Here is a 15,864-nt window from a genome sequence, read left to right as displayed (position 1 = left end):
CATACTCCGAATAGAAAACGCTGTCATTACAATCGATTAATTTGTTACAATGTTTATTGGAATTTAACTTCCAGAAGTGATTTTGATACCAATGATACTAATTAGTAATAAGGCTACAAAGACCCAAGTTAATGGAGACATTTTATCGCCAAAGATTATTACTCCAGCAATGATTGAACCGACGGCTCCAATTCCGGTCCAGATAGGGTAGGCCAAACTCATCGGCATTTTTTTAATAGCAATTGATAGGAAGAACATACTCAAAGCTAAGCCGATAATTGTATAAATAGTAAAACTGATTTTAGTAAAACCGTGACTCAATTTCATAGTGGTTGCCCAGACAACCTCAAAAAGTCCGGCGATGATTAAATAGATCCAATGCATAATATTTCCTCCAAAAAAAATAAGTATCCCTAATAATTCCTTCTTTGGCCTAATGGAATTATTAAGAATACTTGATTAAGTGACACCCGGCGGTGTTTATTAACTTCAAGGAGATATTTTAGCAAATAGAAAAAAGGTTGGCAAGTATGATTCGAAAAATGAAAGATTTGGAATTGGAAAAAGTCAGTCAGATTTGGCTTGATAGCAATTTGGAAGCACATGATTTTATTGATAAGAATTTCTGGCTTGATAATTATCCAATGGTTAAAGAACAATTCAAAACGGCTGAAATTTATGTCGATGCTGAATTGGAAATTAAAGGTTTTGTTGGTCTTCAAAGTGATTATATAGCTGGGATTTTTGTAGAGAAAAGTTATCGTAATCAAGGTATTGGAAAGAAGCTGATAAATTTTTTAAAGAAGAATCATCAAGAATTGTCGTTAGATGTTTATGATAAAAATATTCGTGCTAAGCAATTTTATGAAAAAAATGGTTTTGAAGTTTCTACTCAGTCGATCGAAAGAGAAACTGGTGAAAAAGAATCACGGTTAGTTTGGAAAAAAGTGAATTATGGTTAATTTATTTCTAATTTAAAGTCAATTATTTTAATATTGAGCTATAATAACAGTAGTTTAATTAACTAAAAAGGTGGTATTTTACATGGCAGATGTCGAAACATATATTAAAGATCTAAAGGATTCTATTATTAAAAGAGACCCTAATCAACCAGAATTTCAAGAAGCAGCTTTTACTGTTTTGGATACGTTAAAACCAGTTTTAAAAAAGCATCCTGAATACGTTAAGAACAATATTTTAGGTTCCTTAGTTGAACCAGAACGTGCGATTCAATTCAGAGTTCCTTGGCAAGATGATGAAGGAAACTTCCATATTAATCGTGGCTTTCGTGTTCAATTCAATTCTGCCATTGGACCTTACAAAGGTGGTTTGAGATTACACCCTAGTGTAAACTTGAGTATCATCAAATTCTTAGGTTTTGAACAAATCCTAAAGAACAGTTTGACTGGACTACCAATCGGTGGTGGTAAAGGTGGTTCTGATTTTAATCCTAAAGGTAAATCAGATTCCGAAATCATGCGCTTTTGTCAAAGTTTCATGACCGAATTGCAAAAATTCATTGGACCAGATTTGGATGTTCCTGCCGGCGATATCGGTGTTGGTGGTCGTGAAATTGGTTACTTGTTCGGCCAATACAAACGTTTGAATGGCTTCCAAGGTGGAATTCTAACTGGTAAAGGATTGCAATACGGTGGTTCACTCGCTAGAACTGAAGCTACTGGATTTGGTTTGATTTACTTCTTGAATGCCCTGATCAAAGACCAAAAGGATACTTTGAAAGGTAAGACAGTTAAGATTTCTGGTGCCGGAAATGTTGCTATCTATGCATTACAAAAAGCTCAAGAAAATGGTGCCAAAGTAGTAACTGTTTCTGATTCAAATGGTTACGTTTATGATCCAAATGGAATTGATCTTGATACTGTTAAACAAATCAAAGAAGTTGAACGTGGACGTATCAAAGAATATGCTGACAAGATTTCAACTGCTGAATATCATGAAGGTTCCGTATGGGATTTTGATATTGATTACGACATTGCTTTGCCATGTGCCACACAAAATGAAATTAACGAAGATCAAGCTAAATTGATGGTTAAAGATGGAGCCAAGTACATTGCTGAAGGTGCTAATATGCCAAGTAATACTGATGCCATTGCCGTCTACAAGCAAAATGATATCATCTATGGGCCTGCTAAAGCCGCTAATGCTGGTGGGGTTGCTGTTTCAGCCTTAGAAATGAGTCAAAACAGTGAGCGCTTGTCATGGACATTCGATGATGTTGATAAGCAATTGAAAGATATCATGGAAGATATTTATCAAAAGATTGCTGATGCCGATGCTGAATATGGATTGAATCAAGATTATCAAGCTGGTGCAAATATTGCCGGTTTTGAAAAAGTCGCTAAAGCCATGTTAGCTCAAGGATTAGTTTAGAATCAAAAAAGAACTAGATTACAATTAAATGTAGTCTAGTTCTTTTTTATTCAGCTGGTACGATTGGATGTTTTCTAACGATGAAAGTCAAAAGATAAGATGCTGCTAAGATGAAAGTAACGACTAAATATGGATAATGCGTATTCCAATCCATCAAAGCTCCAGACATCAAAGGTCCAATGACGTTACCAACACTAGTCAACGACATATTCATACCATTGATCAAACCTTGATTAGAGCGGCTTGATTTGGTTAACAGAGTCGTGATAGCTGGTCTTAACAAGTCAAATGAAGAGAAGATAATCAAAGTAGCAACGATAACTTCGACATGAGTGTGTGCTTGAGTTATCCAGAAAACACAGATAGCACTCAACAAAAAGGCAATGCTGATCAGGCGCATTTCACCGATTTTGTTGATAATCCAGTTGAATGCAGCAACTTGCAAAATTAAAGAGATAATCCCGTTTAAAGTTAAAACTAAAGCAATTGTCCCCAAGCCAAAATCGAAGACTTGGTTAACGTAAATACTGTAAATACTTTCGAATCCTTGTAATCCAAAAGATGAAACTAAAATCATACCGAACAACATAACCATTGGCAAAGTTAAGATTGCTCGAATAGAACCTTTTTCTTGAGCTTTCTTTTCAGCTTCAAGTTCTTCACGTTCAAGAACTGCTTTGTCTTCTTTTAAGAAGATGTGAGTAAAGATAGCACTAGTGATACTCAATATACCAGCGACCCAAAATGGTGTCTTATAAGTAATACCAGCTAAGATTCCTCCTAGTCCAGGGCCCAAAATCAACCCACCACTGAAGGCGGCTGATAACCAACCGATAACTTTAGCACGGTCTTTTAAGGTTGTTAGATCAGATCCTAAAGCCATTGAAGTAGGGATAACCATGGCAGCAGATAATCCACCGATAATACGAGAAATATTAAAAATTGGTAAGGTCGTCGCTATCGCAAAGATAAATTCTGAAATCATATAAGTGAATAATCCAAAGACAATAACTGGTTTTCGGCCTAATTTATCAGACATTTTACCAACGATTGGTGAAGCGACAAATTGGGCAAAGGCGAATAGAGACGTCATGACCCCCATTTGTGAAGTCGTAAAGTGATACTGAGTTTTGATGAAAGGTGTAACCGGTATGACTAATCCGATTCCTAAACAGATTAGAAAGTTACTGAATACTAAAATGTAGATTGATTTTTTGTTCTTCCCCATAATTTCCCTCCCTATAATAAACTTTTTGAGCATAAGAAAACCGATATACTAAGAAGGCCTTAGCTATCGGCTTTGAACAAGAATCTCACTTTACTGAAAATCATACTATCATTCTATATTATTGTCTAATACTTTAAGTTAAATTTATTGTTAAAAATATATTACGAAAATGACGTTTGGCACAAAAATAATTTGTATTAGTGGACAATTGGTATAGAAGTGCTTATGATGAATGTATGACTTAATAAGGAGGTCATATTTTTGGATTTTCGGAGCGGCTTAAACAGTGATAAGCCTCAGATAATAAATTTACTAGTAGATTCATTTAAAGAATACATAACAACTAAGAACATGTTCCAACAAGAATTTCGTTCTAGCGCTAAGTTTGATAAGTTGTTGAGAAAGTACTTTGAGCTTGAAGTTAATGTATTCATGAAAAAAGGTTTGGTTTATGTTGGAGCTGACGGAAAGGGAAAGCCTAGAGCGGTTGCTCTAATTGAATTTAATCAAGGTAAGCAGATCAGCAATTGGGATTATCTATCAATGGATGGTCTAAAATTATTGCCAGAAATTATCAAGAATGGATTCAATGGTTTCAATGCATTCGATATCTTTAAATTCGAAGATCTTTTCGACAAAGTAAAGGGTAAGAAAAAATGTGCGGTTGAATATTTGGCCGTTGATAAGAAGTTACGTGGTCAAGGTATCGGTAGTAAGATGCTCAATAATCACATTAGCCCTTACGTGAAAAAAATTGGTTACAGAAATATCATTTTAGAAACGAATACACAAAAGAACGTTAAGTTTTATAAGAAGAATAATTTCTCCGTTCGCTCAGTTAAGAAAGTTAATTTGAGTCATGGGGATGTTAAGGATTGGGTTTTAGCTAAAACAATCTAAAATAAAAAAGCCGCTCACACACTGTGAACGGCTTTTTTTTATAAAAACAACTAATTCTTCCTACGAGTTAAGAATACCAAATTGCCCAAAAAGTGTTCTTATTCTTAAGGAAACTTAATTTATTTTAACAAATCTTAATTAGCTAGTAGTTATGTCATCGACCATAGTCCAAGTTAATTTACCATTATAGGCTCCAGGGACTGTATCAGGTGCTAGTTTCAACTGCCAATCGCCAACGCCAATGTAATCGGTAAAATTCAAATTTTCTTCCTGATTAGTATTTTGGAAGGAGGCGGTTCTTATTGGTGTTGCTTCACTAGAAAGTGGGTGCCAAGTACCATTATTTGTTGAAGAATTGTTTTTTTGCTTGATAAATAATAATCCAGCTCCATCACTTGATAATTTATTTCCATTACTATTTTGGAGACCATCTTTGGAATTGTCGTATGAAACGTAAACATTAAATGGATTGTCATCGGGATGGGAGACAATTAGCTCTCCGTTAGTACTAGTATTCGTTAGGTTTTCTTGCTGTCCAGCTAAGTTTACCGCTCCAAAATTGATCAATGAAGGAACCTGAATAAAACCATTTATATTTTTAATATTTAAATCAGCTCCATTTGAAACCATTTCACCGGTAGCTTGTCCGCCAGAAGTAGTTCCTCCGGTAATATTAGCGGTATTGGTAATCAAACCAACTGAATTGGCTGTAACTGTGGCGGAGAACTTAATTAAAACGGATTCACCTTGTTCAATAGCATTCATTCCAGTGCTGATCAATTTTCCTTCGTGGTAGTGAGTGCCTTGATAGTAATAGTTAGTATCTTTTGGTCCCTTGACATAGACACTGGATTCATCGACTTCTAATCCTGCGGGGATTTCGTCGGTAATAGTTGCCCCAGATTGTAAGTAATCTTTACTTCCAGAGTCTACCTTATAAGAGATTAAATAATCGATAACATCACCTTTTTTACCTTCAGTACTGTCCTTAAATTCTGAGTCAGTTGATTCATTTTTTAATTGTTTGGTAAATGTCGAGGAAAAAGATGGTTTTTCCACAGGGATATTTACTGAGGCATCAATTGTTTCCTCCGTTGATCCGGTAACTTTTTGATCAGTACCAAAGAATTGACCGGTGTTTTTTAGGTTACCACTGGAATCAAGGTGTGAAATCGCATCGGTAGTTATATTTGCTTCAAAGGTAACTTTTTCCGTTTGATTATCAGTTAAAGATTGAGCAATGGGGACGGTTAGAGTTCTAGTAGAAGCATCGTAGTCACTCGGATTTATAGAAACTTCTGTACCGTTGTTAAAGGACTTTTTGATTGAGTTGGGATCAATTTGTAATCCTTCAGGGATTTTGTCCACTAATTGTCGATAATTCCAGTTAGCGTTGTAACCGTTGTTTGTAATGTTTAAGGTAAATTTCAGTTTGTCATTGATATTGTTTTTGCCAGTATTATTAGTTTCGTTTTTGTAGGTTTTGTTGGCGTGCATTAACGAGTATGGAGATTGTGTTTCACCAATAGTGGAAGAAAAATGAGCGACTTGATTATTTGCCAAAGTTGTCTTATCCCAGCTCAATGAATAAGCAGAATCGGTTGAATCTAGCAAAGTTTCGCCATAATTCAAATTCCTCTTTTCATCACCATTTCCATTGCTGTCATAACGATCAGCCCAATTTGGAGCATTTGTTTTTCTACTCAAAGCAACATAATGTTGGAAACCGTCTTCCGTTTCATTAGTGATGGACAGTTTATAATCTCCTGCGGCAATAAAGATACCGTGGTTGTTACCAAGATCTTTGATTGGGACCGCATCAGCGTATGAACTGGAAGCAAGCCCCATTTTAGTATCTTCACCAAAGAAGACCTGAAATTCTTGTGTCGATCCAGAAACGTTTCGGACGTACATCTCACGTTGAACTAAAGTTCTATTTGTAGAAGAAGGGCGGAGCAATAGTTCAACGACAAAATTATAATTGTCACGTTTAAAATTCCCGGCAATCATATAAGTGTACTTTCCATCACTGTCTTCATGAAAATAGTAAGACTTGTCCGTCATTTTATTCCCTAAAACAGACATAGTGTCTGAGAGGACATTAGAGTAAACGCCAGGTTTTGTAATTAAAAAATCCGGTGAAGTCATTGATACCCCTTGTTTACGAGAAGCAATATTGCTAGAGGTGGCAAATCCTTGGAAGGTGGAACTAATATACTTATTAGAGGGACTTACTAAGAAAATATTCATTTTGGAGTAATACATATTTAGTGAGCCATTGGTTTCAGAATCTTTGACCATAGTATTATCTGAAGTGTTGGGTGTGTAATTACTATTAGCGTCAGTAGTTAAACCAAAGCTATACCCGAGGCTTAAGCTGCTATTTAGTTTGATTGGATCAGAACGCGTAACTGAACCCTTTGACCAACGGGAAACGCCATCGTCAATACCATCATTATTTCCATCAACAGCTGCATTAACCCTAACCAAAGTAGTCAACAGAATAAAGAATAATCCCAAAAAGATAATATATATATATTTAAAAATACTTTGTATCTTGCCCATTATGTCCCCTCCATTAAATAATGTGTAGCAACGATCAAGGTTATTATACAATTTTTGAATAAATAAAGTGATTGTAATTATGATTATAATAGCAAAATAATATAATTTTTTAAGTGAGATGTGGAAGTATGAAAAGTGACATTATGTTAGAATTTATTAACTAGATGAGAGGACAATAAATCAATGGACTTTACAGGCAGTGTTTCGGATACGGGAGTGACCTTTAACTTAGAAAAATTAGGAACGGTCAATTATTATTCAAAGATTCCAGAACAAGTGAATGATGAATCGATATTTATCGTTATAAAAAATTACGAAGTTATCGGTATAAATCTAGGAAGTTTAATGAATGCCAAAGATTGTGATGGGATTGTGGAATTGATCTTGCCAGAAAATATTATTCCAGTAGACTTCTTTTACTTTTTGACTAAAGAATTGACTAGTTATGGATATATGATGAATGTCGAATATAAGATGGCAATTTCACCTGAATCTTTGAAGGTTTATCAGAATTATTGGAATAAAATTGCGCCACTGATGAAGATGTTTGGTTTGAAAGAACAGCCAAAAAGGAAGACTAAAGCACGTCATCGTTTTGTTAAGGGATTATCTGAAGTACCATTTTCCGTTGACTATAATGGCAGTAAAGCTACTGTATATTGGAACAGTCGTAATGAACTGATTATCAAAAAGGGTGCCATTTTAGTGGATAAAGCGCCGCTGACTAAAGCTGGAATCGTTGGTTTTGCGGGAAGATTTGGGATGCAATTGCGTCAAGAACATGCTGATTCAATTGAAGATAATGTTTTGACTAAAGATGTTCACTTGCGTAGCGTCAATGAAGTGGGGACCTTCTTGTATTTTGCTGGAACTAACAGTTGGTTGAAATTGATCTCACCAGAGGGTAAAACTTTGGATGAATTAACGATTGTTAAATAAAATTTTGGAAATAAAAAAACTCTTCGGGAAAAAATTTTTCTCGAAGAGCTTTTTTTAGATTGTATCTTTTGGTTTAGCACCACAGTAACCGTCACAGGCACATTTTTGGTCATCTAGCATTTTACAATGGCAGATACCGTCACTTCTTGAGCAACGACAGCCATCATGACAGACCATACCTGCATGACAGTAAGGATTTTGTTCTGGCATAATGTCTCCTTTAATGATTATTTGTTGATACTAGTTGCAAATTCAGCAATGTATTCTGAGTTGTCTTTTAGATTAAGACCACTATTAATTGTAACATCACCTAACCAAACATATTGGTCAGTAGCAATTTCACCCCAGTATGAACCATACTTGTTAACGACTAACTTAGAAACTTTCCAAGCAGAACCGGCAGGAAGAGTTTGACCGTAAGCATTGTCAGCATAGTTGTAAATACGTGTTGAAACGTTAATTGTAGCAACTAGACCATTATTTGGCATTGGAATAGTAGGCGTTGTGTTGGTATTGTTGTTAGTGTTTGTATTTGTGTCACTATTTGTATCATTTGAGTTGATTTTAACAGCAAGTGCAATTACATAAGCATTAGATGCGACTTGATAGTAGTCGTTGCCATCAATGTTCTTTGTTATGCCGAGCTTCCAAGCAGAACCAGCAGGAAGAACTTGACCAGTAGCGTTTCCGTCTGGATCAACTACTTTGGCAGCGTATGATAAAGTACCAATTTTTGTTGTATCAGTATCTTTATCGGTAGTCGTGTCTGTATTTGTATCTGTATTAGCGTTGTTGTTAGTGTCGGTGCTTGTTGAATCAGAATTGATAACGGTAATATTAGTTGAAAGGGCATATTCATCTGTAGCAACTTGATAGTAAGTGTTGCCGTTGATGTTGATGATCTTACCTAATTGCCAATCAGTATCTTTGCCAAGAGCTCTATTTTGAACAGCCTTACCAGTGGAATCGACTAAAGAAGTGATGCTGTTTGTACGTCCAACTAGTTTAGTAGCAGCTTGAGAATCTTGTTGTGATAATGAAAGCACAGTTGGTGCTAATAAAATTAAAGCTGAAGTGATAAAAATGTTTCTTTTTTTCACGTTTTTTTCCTCTTTTGGTGTTTTTTGGTACACAACTAGATTATATATTACGAAAAAATTGTTACAAGCCTATATATTAAAATAATTGTGGATACAATATTAATTTTGGTTGCTTTATAATTATCAGTAAATGTTCTAAAATCAAAACATTCTAAGAGGGCTGAATACCATACGATAGAGGTATTTGGGGGGATTTATCGATGAAAAAAATAACCGCGAAAGTATTAGTTTTGGGGACAATAATGCTGTCATGTGGGGCTAGTTTCATGTGGCCAATTAATACAATCTTTATTCACAATTATTTGCATAAATCTTTAGCTGTGGCAGGAATTGTCTTGTTTTTTAATTCCTTATGTAATTTTATTGGCAATTATATCGGTGGAAAAATGTTTGACCGTTTAGGTGGTCATAAAACTGCCATGATCAATGCTTCAATTGCCTTGATAGCTTTAATGGGGGTGATAATTAATCACAATTGGCCAGCATTTCCAATCTTTTTATCGATGCTCGGTTTTGGAATCGGCGGAACTTATACAGTGATTAACTCCTCAGCGGCTTTTATTGGCGGCGTCGACCGATATAAAGTTTTCAACAATATTTATATGGGCAGTAAAATTGGTAGCTTAATAGGAACAGCCATCTGTAGCGTTATTGTGGGAATTCAAATAAGTTTGGTCTTTGTGGCCGACTTTATTTGCGTGTTGGGCTTTTTAGTCATGGCATATTTTCTATACAATAACCCTGCAAAAATTGGTAAAAAAGAACCTGCTAAGAAAGTTTCGTTCAAATGGAAATTAACTCCAGGAATCGGTTGGATTATTTTATTTCTGAATTTGACTTGGATAGTCAATTCTCAATGGGGCAGTAATATTTCTACACATTTGACTGATATTGGGGTACCAGTCGGTAAATATAGTTTCTTGTGGACGATTAATTCTTTGATAGTGATTGTCTTTTTGCCAGTGCTCAATCATTTTGCTGGAAAGCGTGACTGGTTCAAAAAGATTCAAGTTGCTTTAGGTGTCGTGTTGTTTATCGTTGCTCTGGGGTCTTTAGTTGGATCAACACATTACTTGTCCTATGCGGCCGGGATGGTATTCTTGATTCTAGGCGAGATGTTAGTTTATCCAACCGTGGCAGCTTTAGTAAGTGAAACTACACCGAAAAGTGAGTCAGGATTGTATCAAAGTATCGTCAGTATGTCGGAGAATTTTCCTAAGGCAATTGGGCCATTTCTTGGTGGAGTTTTGATTGAAAAGAGTTCTTATAATACGATGTTTTTATTGGCTATGATTATGTTGGTTTTGTCGCTGTTTGTGTTGTGGCGGGCTTATAGGAAGTTGGTTTGGGATAGGAAGGAATTAGTTGATTAATTGTTGACTACCAAAATGACTACCAATAAAGCATCGAGATTCTATTTTGGTATTAATAAGAAAAACAAAAAACCAGCTATATCAATGCATTTAAGCATTTGATATAGCTGGTTTTCTTCATTATGGAGGTGAGGGGAATTGAACCCCTGTCCAAGCATAATGCTATGCAAGCCTCTACACTCATAGTCGTATCATTTGAAGTTTCGCCATCATGAACGCCATACGACCCGGCTAACCACAATGACTATCCCGATGATCTCTTTTTAACTATTCAGGATGCACAGTTAAACGTAGCCCAATATTTTTGAGACCCATTTCCAACCCTTGGGCGAAATTAGAATGGATCACGCTTAGACTGTTTTTAGGCAGCTAATGCGTAGTTATTATTATTTTTTGCAGTTATAATAAACTGTGCGTTTTAAAGGGACGCAAGGCCCTAAGTGCAGCCTGCACGCTACTACACATGTCGAATCCAGAACACCCCCATGGTGTCCACTCACTATAATATCTAATTATTGATTAATTAGCAACTATAAAGCTTGTTTTTCCAATGAAAATAATAATGCATTAAAGGTGCTACTTTCTGTAAATATTGGTAGAATACGGGTTGAAAACGGAGGTAGAAAATGAACGAACAAAATGAAGGAAAACCTTTCTATAAGAGAAACTGGTTCTGGATTATGATTCTCTCCATTTTTATCATAGTGTCAGCGACTACTTATATCGCCAACTTTTCTTTCTATCAAGGAAAAGCTGATTCAACTGTAGTTAGCCAAAAGAAAACTAAAAAAACTGTTGCGGACTTGTCTTTATCTGATAAATACAATGAATTGAAGACAGGGAAAATAGGATATTCGAAAAAAGAAGTTATCCAATTATTAGGCGAACCAACGTCGATCCAACAAATTGATGATACTAGCCAAGTGGCCAGTTTGATCTGGAATAAAATGGATAATGGTAAGTCTATCGTTATTCAAGTAACTTTTGAAAAGGGTAAAGCCTCTGCCAAATCGATTCAAGGATTGGACATTGATCGAAAACAACTTTTGACTAAGAAAGATTACAATAAACTTCAAAATGGAGACAATTATAATCGAGTGTTAAATGTGTTGGGAGATCCTGATGATTATTCTGATACTAATGGCATCAAGACGTTGATATACGAATCGGATTTATCTGAAGCAGATCCAACTTATGATGCGACAATCAAAATTGAAATAGCTAATGATAAAGTGATCAGCCTCGAACAACAAAATCTCAAATAAAAAAAGGTGCATATGTCAAAACAAACTCTGCTTTGATATGTGCGCCTTTTATTGTGCAATTCGTTTGCGGAAGAAAGTGAACCCTTTAATAGATAGACTAGAGATTCCAACTGACATAACGGCCAGTGAAAATGAAATCAAATCACCTAAAGCTAAATTTCCTAAACAAACTAGAGCATCGATAATGAATAAACTGATGTATTTTTCAATGCCAAAATTTTTATGAATAATCATTGGAGGAACTGTAGTCCCACCACTAGACATATTAAGTGCGTAAAGAATTGCTAAACCAATTCCAAAAATGATACTTCCTACTATTATAGAAATAACTCGGTTATTTGGTATTAAATTAATTACTGGTGTAATAAACAGCATTAATGGAAGCAAGAAACTTCCCAGCGCTAATTTAATAGTAGTTTGACGATCTAAATGTAAGTAAGCCAGTACTAACATCACAATATTTATGACAAGAACCGAGATGAATGTTGGGATTTTCCATCCTGCTTGCAACAAGATAGCAATTCCAGTGGCTCCACCGGCTGCTATACTGTGCGGCTCGAAGAACATATTTAAACTAACTGCGATAAGTTCCAAAGCAACTAACATTATTAGTAGTTTTGAGGACAATCTTTGTTTTTTATTCTTCATACTAATAACTATACCATGAATATATTTTTGAAGCAATAAAAGTACTCACTACCTTTATTTATCAATGTTTCAATAAGATTACTTAAATTACATAAACGATTGAAAATGTAACTTTGCAGTTGTTGTCATGTAATATAAACCTGTTAGTATAGCACCATAGTAATTGAGAGAGCTCAATAATCTAAAATATAAGGATGTAATTAATATATGAAAAAAGTTTTATCTATCGCTTTAGTAAGTGCAATGGCTTTATCAGGAATTCTTGCTTCAACTTCTAACACTGTTCAAGCTGCCGTAAATAACGGTGACAATACAGTGACTGTTGAAAAGGGTGATACTTATAAGAGTATTGCAGAAGCTAATGGAATTAGTATTTCTGCTCTAGAACAAGCTAACGGACGTGAAGTTGGCGGATTTGACTTAATCTTCCCAGGTGAAACAATTACATTACCTGGTGCTACAACTACAACCGATACTACAGATACAACTAATAATACAAATACAACAACAGATACAACATCACAAGCAACTGATGCTTCACAACAAACACAATCACAAACTGCAACTACACAAGCTGCTACTGATACAACATCACAAGCAACAACTCAAACAACTAGTACTTCACAAGGAACATTCAAGATTTCTTTCTACGATCCTTCAGTTCTAGGTTCTAACATGGGTTATAGTGGTGTTGCCGCTAACTTATCCGTTTTCCCTAAGGGAACACAACTAAAGATTACTTTAGCTGACGGAACAGTACTTTATAGAACTGTTAATGATACAGGAACATTTGCCAACAGTAACTCACAACAATTGGATGTCGCTATGCCAAGTTCATCAATTCCTTCATATGGTGTAACCACAGCCTCTGTTGAAGTGTTATCATAGGCATGTACCAGACAATTGCAAAAAGAATCTCCTATTAATTTAGGGGATTTTTTTATTAGTAAAAATCTGATTTTTTAATGTAAAATAATGAATGAAAATAAATCCCTTCATTTTGGATGTGAGTCTAGATGAAGGGATTTTTTTATAGAAAACTAGGATTAAATTTTTGAAAGAGATTCTGCTTTTTGGACAGCGCCAAAATAACTTTTTGTTGATCATAAATCGCAACGTTTTGATAATTCAATTCGGCGACCAGGTCGATCAATTCCTCTTCTAGTTTGGCATTGACATTAATAGTTAATTCTTGATTGTTCTTTAACGTACACGTCAGTTGAAAGACGTCAGGATTGATGTCAAACGGACTAGTTCGAATTCTTTTATGATAAAAAATATTAATGTGGTCAATTTCTGAATAAGGAATCACTCTTTGAGGCATGGGTGTTAAATGTAATAATTGTGCTAATTTGATTATTCCTAGGTTATTAAATTTAACCGCTTTGATATTTTTTTCGTTGATTAACCAATAATCGTTGAAACAACTTGGTAAAGTTACGAATAAACTAATCAAAACAACTAACAGAAATACCCAGAAAGGTTGATAACCAAAACCAGTGAACAAGAGACTAACAAAAATAATGAAGATGATGGAAATAATTACCCGTCTAATTTTGATGGTTTGACCAAATTGAAAATTCTTCTCTAAAGCTGGTTGCGTGACAGTTATTGGCTGTTTTGCGAGCTGAATAATCTTTTTGGTTAAAGTCTGTGATGGATAAAGTTGTTTATTTTTAATCAATTCAATTTCAGTCGCTGAAATACCCAATTGTTTTGCGATATCCTGATCAGAATCATTCTTTAAAATTTTACTTACATCTACCAACATAATTAATTCCTCCTGACTAGTCAAAATGTTTATATCTATAAGCATAAAATAAGACAATTGAGAAAATAATGAACCAAGCTATTAAAACGCTGACTTCGAATAGGCTCCAAGAGTAGTTGTGTTTGAAGAGGCTTTGATTAACGAATCTAGGGATTACTCCTGAATACAGGAAGTCAGAAGTGTGTGAAATTTTATTTGAGAAACCTTTAAAGAGAGGAACTAGTGTAAAAATAACCGCTGGTAATAGACTCACGACGCCGGCATTGGTTTGATTTTTGGAAAAAAGTCCCAAGGTAAAGCCAATTAAAATACTGATAATCGAACAAATTACTGTGATAATCAAATAGTTGATAATTGACACTTGGTTCCAGGAAGTGCCGTTTAGCGGTACCAAAATGATATTGGTTATGGTCAAAATCAACAGTGCTGGGAGTAAACTTCCAATGAAATATTCAGTTGCGTTGATTGAAGAAGTCATCAAGACTCCTAAAGTATGATGTTCTTTTTCTTCGGCGATAGGATAAGCGCCAAACATTATGCCACCCACAATTATATTCAAGAGTACACCCATGTTTAACGTCAGTGCCTTAAACGCAACCGTATTAGCAGGAAAAAAGTTTTTAAAAATCACCACGTAGCCAATTGCCATGGCCGGAATCATTAGTAAGGAAAGGTTTCCTAAAAATAGTTGTAATTTCAAGATAAAGATTGCATTTATTTTTCGCAATGAGATGTTCATTTTAATTTCCTCCCCGTAACTTGTAAAAAGACGTCTTCTAAAGTTGGTTCGCAAGAATGGATGGTCTGTAATTCACCGTTTTCCAGCCACCAATTGATTTTTCCTCTGGTTTCTTCAGAGTCGTTTAACTTTAGTGATTCGTTATCTTTTAAAAGAACTTTGAATTGAATTTTTTTATTGTATTTCAAACTCAAGTCTTGTGGTGAACCGATTTCTGCAATTTTACCATCGTTTAATAACGCTACTCGATCACACAATTTGGTGGCTTCAGTCATATTATGAGTCGTCAAGAAAATAGTTGTTCCAGAATCCCTTAGCTCAAAAATTAATTTGTGGATTTCCTTAGTCGTTCCTGGATCAATTCCATTGGTTGGTTCATCAAGAAAAAGGATTTCCGGGCGATTGAGGATTGCTCGAGCTAAAATTAGGCGTTGTTTCATTCCTTGGGAGAAGTTTTTAACTAGTTTGTTTCTATCGTTATAAAGGCCGACACGTTTTAATAAAGGATCAATTGATTTTTTATCACTATTAAAGATTCTCGCAAAGGTGACTAGGTTATTGTAGGCTAATAGATTTTCATATAAACCACTATCATGCGTTACGACACCTATAAATGTTCTCCTTAAAATGTTGAGAATTGCTGCCTAAAACTGTAGCGCTTCCTGAATCTTGATTGAGTTGTCCGGTAAGAATCTTGATCGTGGTAGTTTTCCCAGCTCCCGATGGGCCAAGAAATCCAAAAGTTTCGCCTTTTTCAACGGAAAAATCAAGATTGTTCAATGCAGGTTCATTGCCGAAACTTTTATAAAGTTGTTTCACTTCAATGATTGGGTTGTTGGTCATTTTGTACTCCTCCTTGCTTTTTACAATTACAGAATACAAAGAAAGATTGCATAAGTACGCAAAAATCAGTGAACGGTGGAAATAATGGTTTGAATTGTACCC

14 protein-coding genes, 1 other RNA gene and 1 pseudogene are annotated in these 15,864 nt (G+C 35.2%); 7 read left to right on the top strand and 9 right to left on the bottom strand.

All coding sequences use genetic code 11. The annotated features are described in order from the left end of the window. Nucleotides 1-63: 63 nt before the first annotated feature. Nucleotides 64-384, bottom strand: coding sequence for a DMT family transporter (locus LF20184_RS09060; RefSeq protein ID WP_010020405.1), 321 nt, complete (start codon nt 382-384; stop codon nt 64-66). A gap of 158 nt (nt 385-542) precedes the next feature. On the opposite strand from LF20184_RS09060, the gene LF20184_RS09055 reads away from it, so the two are divergent. After that, nucleotides 543-962 (top strand): GNAT family N-acetyltransferase, encoded by a 420-nt coding sequence (locus tag LF20184_RS09055; RefSeq protein ID WP_235699474.1) that lies wholly within the window; start codon nt 543-545, stop codon nt 960-962. 82 nt (nt 963-1,044) lie between these two features. Further along, complete coding sequence (gdhA, locus tag LF20184_RS09050; protein WP_010020403.1) at nt 1,045-2,391, top strand: NADP-specific glutamate dehydrogenase; 1,347 nt, start codon at nt 1,045-1,047, stop codon at nt 2,389-2,391. Between the two features lie 46 nt (nt 2,392-2,437). On the opposite strand, the gene LF20184_RS09045 is transcribed toward gdhA, so the two are convergent. Next, nucleotides 2,438-3,622, bottom strand: coding sequence for an MFS transporter (locus LF20184_RS09045; RefSeq protein WP_099240619.1), 1,185 nt, complete (start codon nt 3,620-3,622; stop codon nt 2,438-2,440). Nucleotides 3,623-3,880: 258 nt separating this feature from the next. Between LF20184_RS09045 and LF20184_RS09040 the strand changes: the two genes are divergently transcribed. Next, nucleotides 3,881-4,519, top strand: a complete 639-nt coding sequence (locus tag LF20184_RS09040) for a GNAT family N-acetyltransferase (RefSeq protein WP_010020398.1) — start codon at nt 3,881-3,883, stop codon at nt 4,517-4,519. A 138-nt stretch (nt 4,520-4,657) separates the two neighbouring features. On the opposite strand, the gene LF20184_RS09035 is transcribed toward LF20184_RS09040, so the two are convergent. Further along, nucleotides 4,658-7,084 carry an isopeptide-forming domain-containing fimbrial protein gene (locus LF20184_RS09035; RefSeq protein ID WP_010020397.1) on the bottom strand — a complete coding sequence of 809 codons (2,427 nt, stop codon included), beginning with the start codon at nt 7,082-7,084 and terminating at the stop codon, nt 4,658-4,660. Between the two features lie 183 nt (nt 7,085-7,267). On the opposite strand from LF20184_RS09035, the gene LF20184_RS09030 reads away from it, so the two are divergent. Continuing rightward, entirely contained in the window at nt 7,268-8,023 is a 756-nt protein-coding gene (locus LF20184_RS09030; RefSeq protein WP_010020396.1) for a hypothetical protein, read from the top strand. 227 nt (nt 8,024-8,250) lie between these two features. Here LF20184_RS09030 and LF20184_RS09025 read toward each other — a convergent pair whose 3' ends face one another. Then, nucleotides 8,251-9,123, bottom strand: coding sequence for an SLAP domain-containing protein (locus tag LF20184_RS09025; RefSeq protein ID WP_056945222.1), 873 nt, complete (start codon nt 9,121-9,123; stop codon nt 8,251-8,253). 200 nt (nt 9,124-9,323) lie between these two features. Between LF20184_RS09025 and LF20184_RS09020 the strand changes: the two genes are divergently transcribed. Beyond that, nucleotides 9,324-10,496 carry an MFS transporter gene (locus LF20184_RS09020; protein WP_081454123.1) on the top strand — a complete coding sequence of 391 codons (1,173 nt, stop codon included), beginning with the start codon at nt 9,324-9,326 and terminating at the stop codon, nt 10,494-10,496. A 120-nt stretch (nt 10,497-10,616) separates the two neighbouring features. On the opposite strand, the gene ssrA is transcribed toward LF20184_RS09020, so the two are convergent. Further along, nucleotides 10,617-10,981, bottom strand: a transfer-messenger RNA (tmRNA) gene (gene ssrA, locus LF20184_RS09015). 141 nt (nt 10,982-11,122) lie between these two features. Between ssrA and LF20184_RS09010 the strand changes: the two genes are divergently transcribed. Then, complete coding sequence (locus tag LF20184_RS09010; RefSeq protein ID WP_056945223.1) at nt 11,123-11,761, top strand: DUF3862 domain-containing protein; 639 nt, start codon at nt 11,123-11,125, stop codon at nt 11,759-11,761. A gap of 48 nt (nt 11,762-11,809) precedes the next feature. Here LF20184_RS09010 and LF20184_RS09005 read toward each other — a convergent pair whose 3' ends face one another. Further along, nucleotides 11,810-12,409, bottom strand: coding sequence for a YitT family protein (locus LF20184_RS09005; RefSeq protein WP_133278263.1), 600 nt, complete (start codon nt 12,407-12,409; stop codon nt 11,810-11,812). Nucleotides 12,410-12,616: 207 nt separating this feature from the next. On the opposite strand from LF20184_RS09005, the gene LF20184_RS09000 reads away from it, so the two are divergent. Next, nucleotides 12,617-13,297 carry a DPBB and LysM peptidoglycan-binding domain-containing protein gene (locus LF20184_RS09000; RefSeq protein ID WP_010020388.1) on the top strand — a complete coding sequence of 227 codons (681 nt, stop codon included), beginning with the start codon at nt 12,617-12,619 and terminating at the stop codon, nt 13,295-13,297. Between the two features lie 142 nt (nt 13,298-13,439). On the opposite strand, the gene LF20184_RS08995 is transcribed toward LF20184_RS09000, so the two are convergent. The 3 genes and pseudogenes from LF20184_RS08995 to LF20184_RS08985 all read right to left on the bottom strand — a co-directional run bounded on the left by LF20184_RS08995 (nt 13,440) and on the right by LF20184_RS08985 (nt 15,762). Then, the gene (locus LF20184_RS08995; protein ID WP_010020387.1) at nt 13,440-14,180 is read right to left on the bottom strand and encodes a hypothetical protein; all 741 of its coding nucleotides are present in this window, start codon (nt 14,178-14,180) and stop codon (nt 13,440-13,442) included. A gap of 16 nt (nt 14,181-14,196) precedes the next feature. Beyond that, on the bottom strand, nt 14,197-14,919 hold the full coding sequence (locus LF20184_RS08990) for an ABC transporter permease (protein WP_010020386.1): 723 nt from the start codon (nt 14,917-14,919) through the stop codon (nt 14,197-14,199). Further along, nucleotides 14,916-15,762 (bottom strand): annotated as a pseudogene (locus LF20184_RS08985) (ABC transporter ATP-binding protein). The gene LF20184_RS08990 and the pseudogene LF20184_RS08985 overlap by 4 nt, the downstream one beginning before the upstream one ends. Nucleotides 15,763-15,864 lie beyond the last annotated feature (102 nt).

The organism is Companilactobacillus farciminis KCTC 3681 = DSM 20184 (genome assembly GCF_002706745.1).
Classification (GTDB): domain Bacteria; phylum Bacillota; class Bacilli; order Lactobacillales; family Lactobacillaceae; genus Companilactobacillus; species Companilactobacillus farciminis.
Note: the sequence above shows the minus strand (reverse complement) of the source record. Positions and strands in the feature narration are given on the sequence as shown.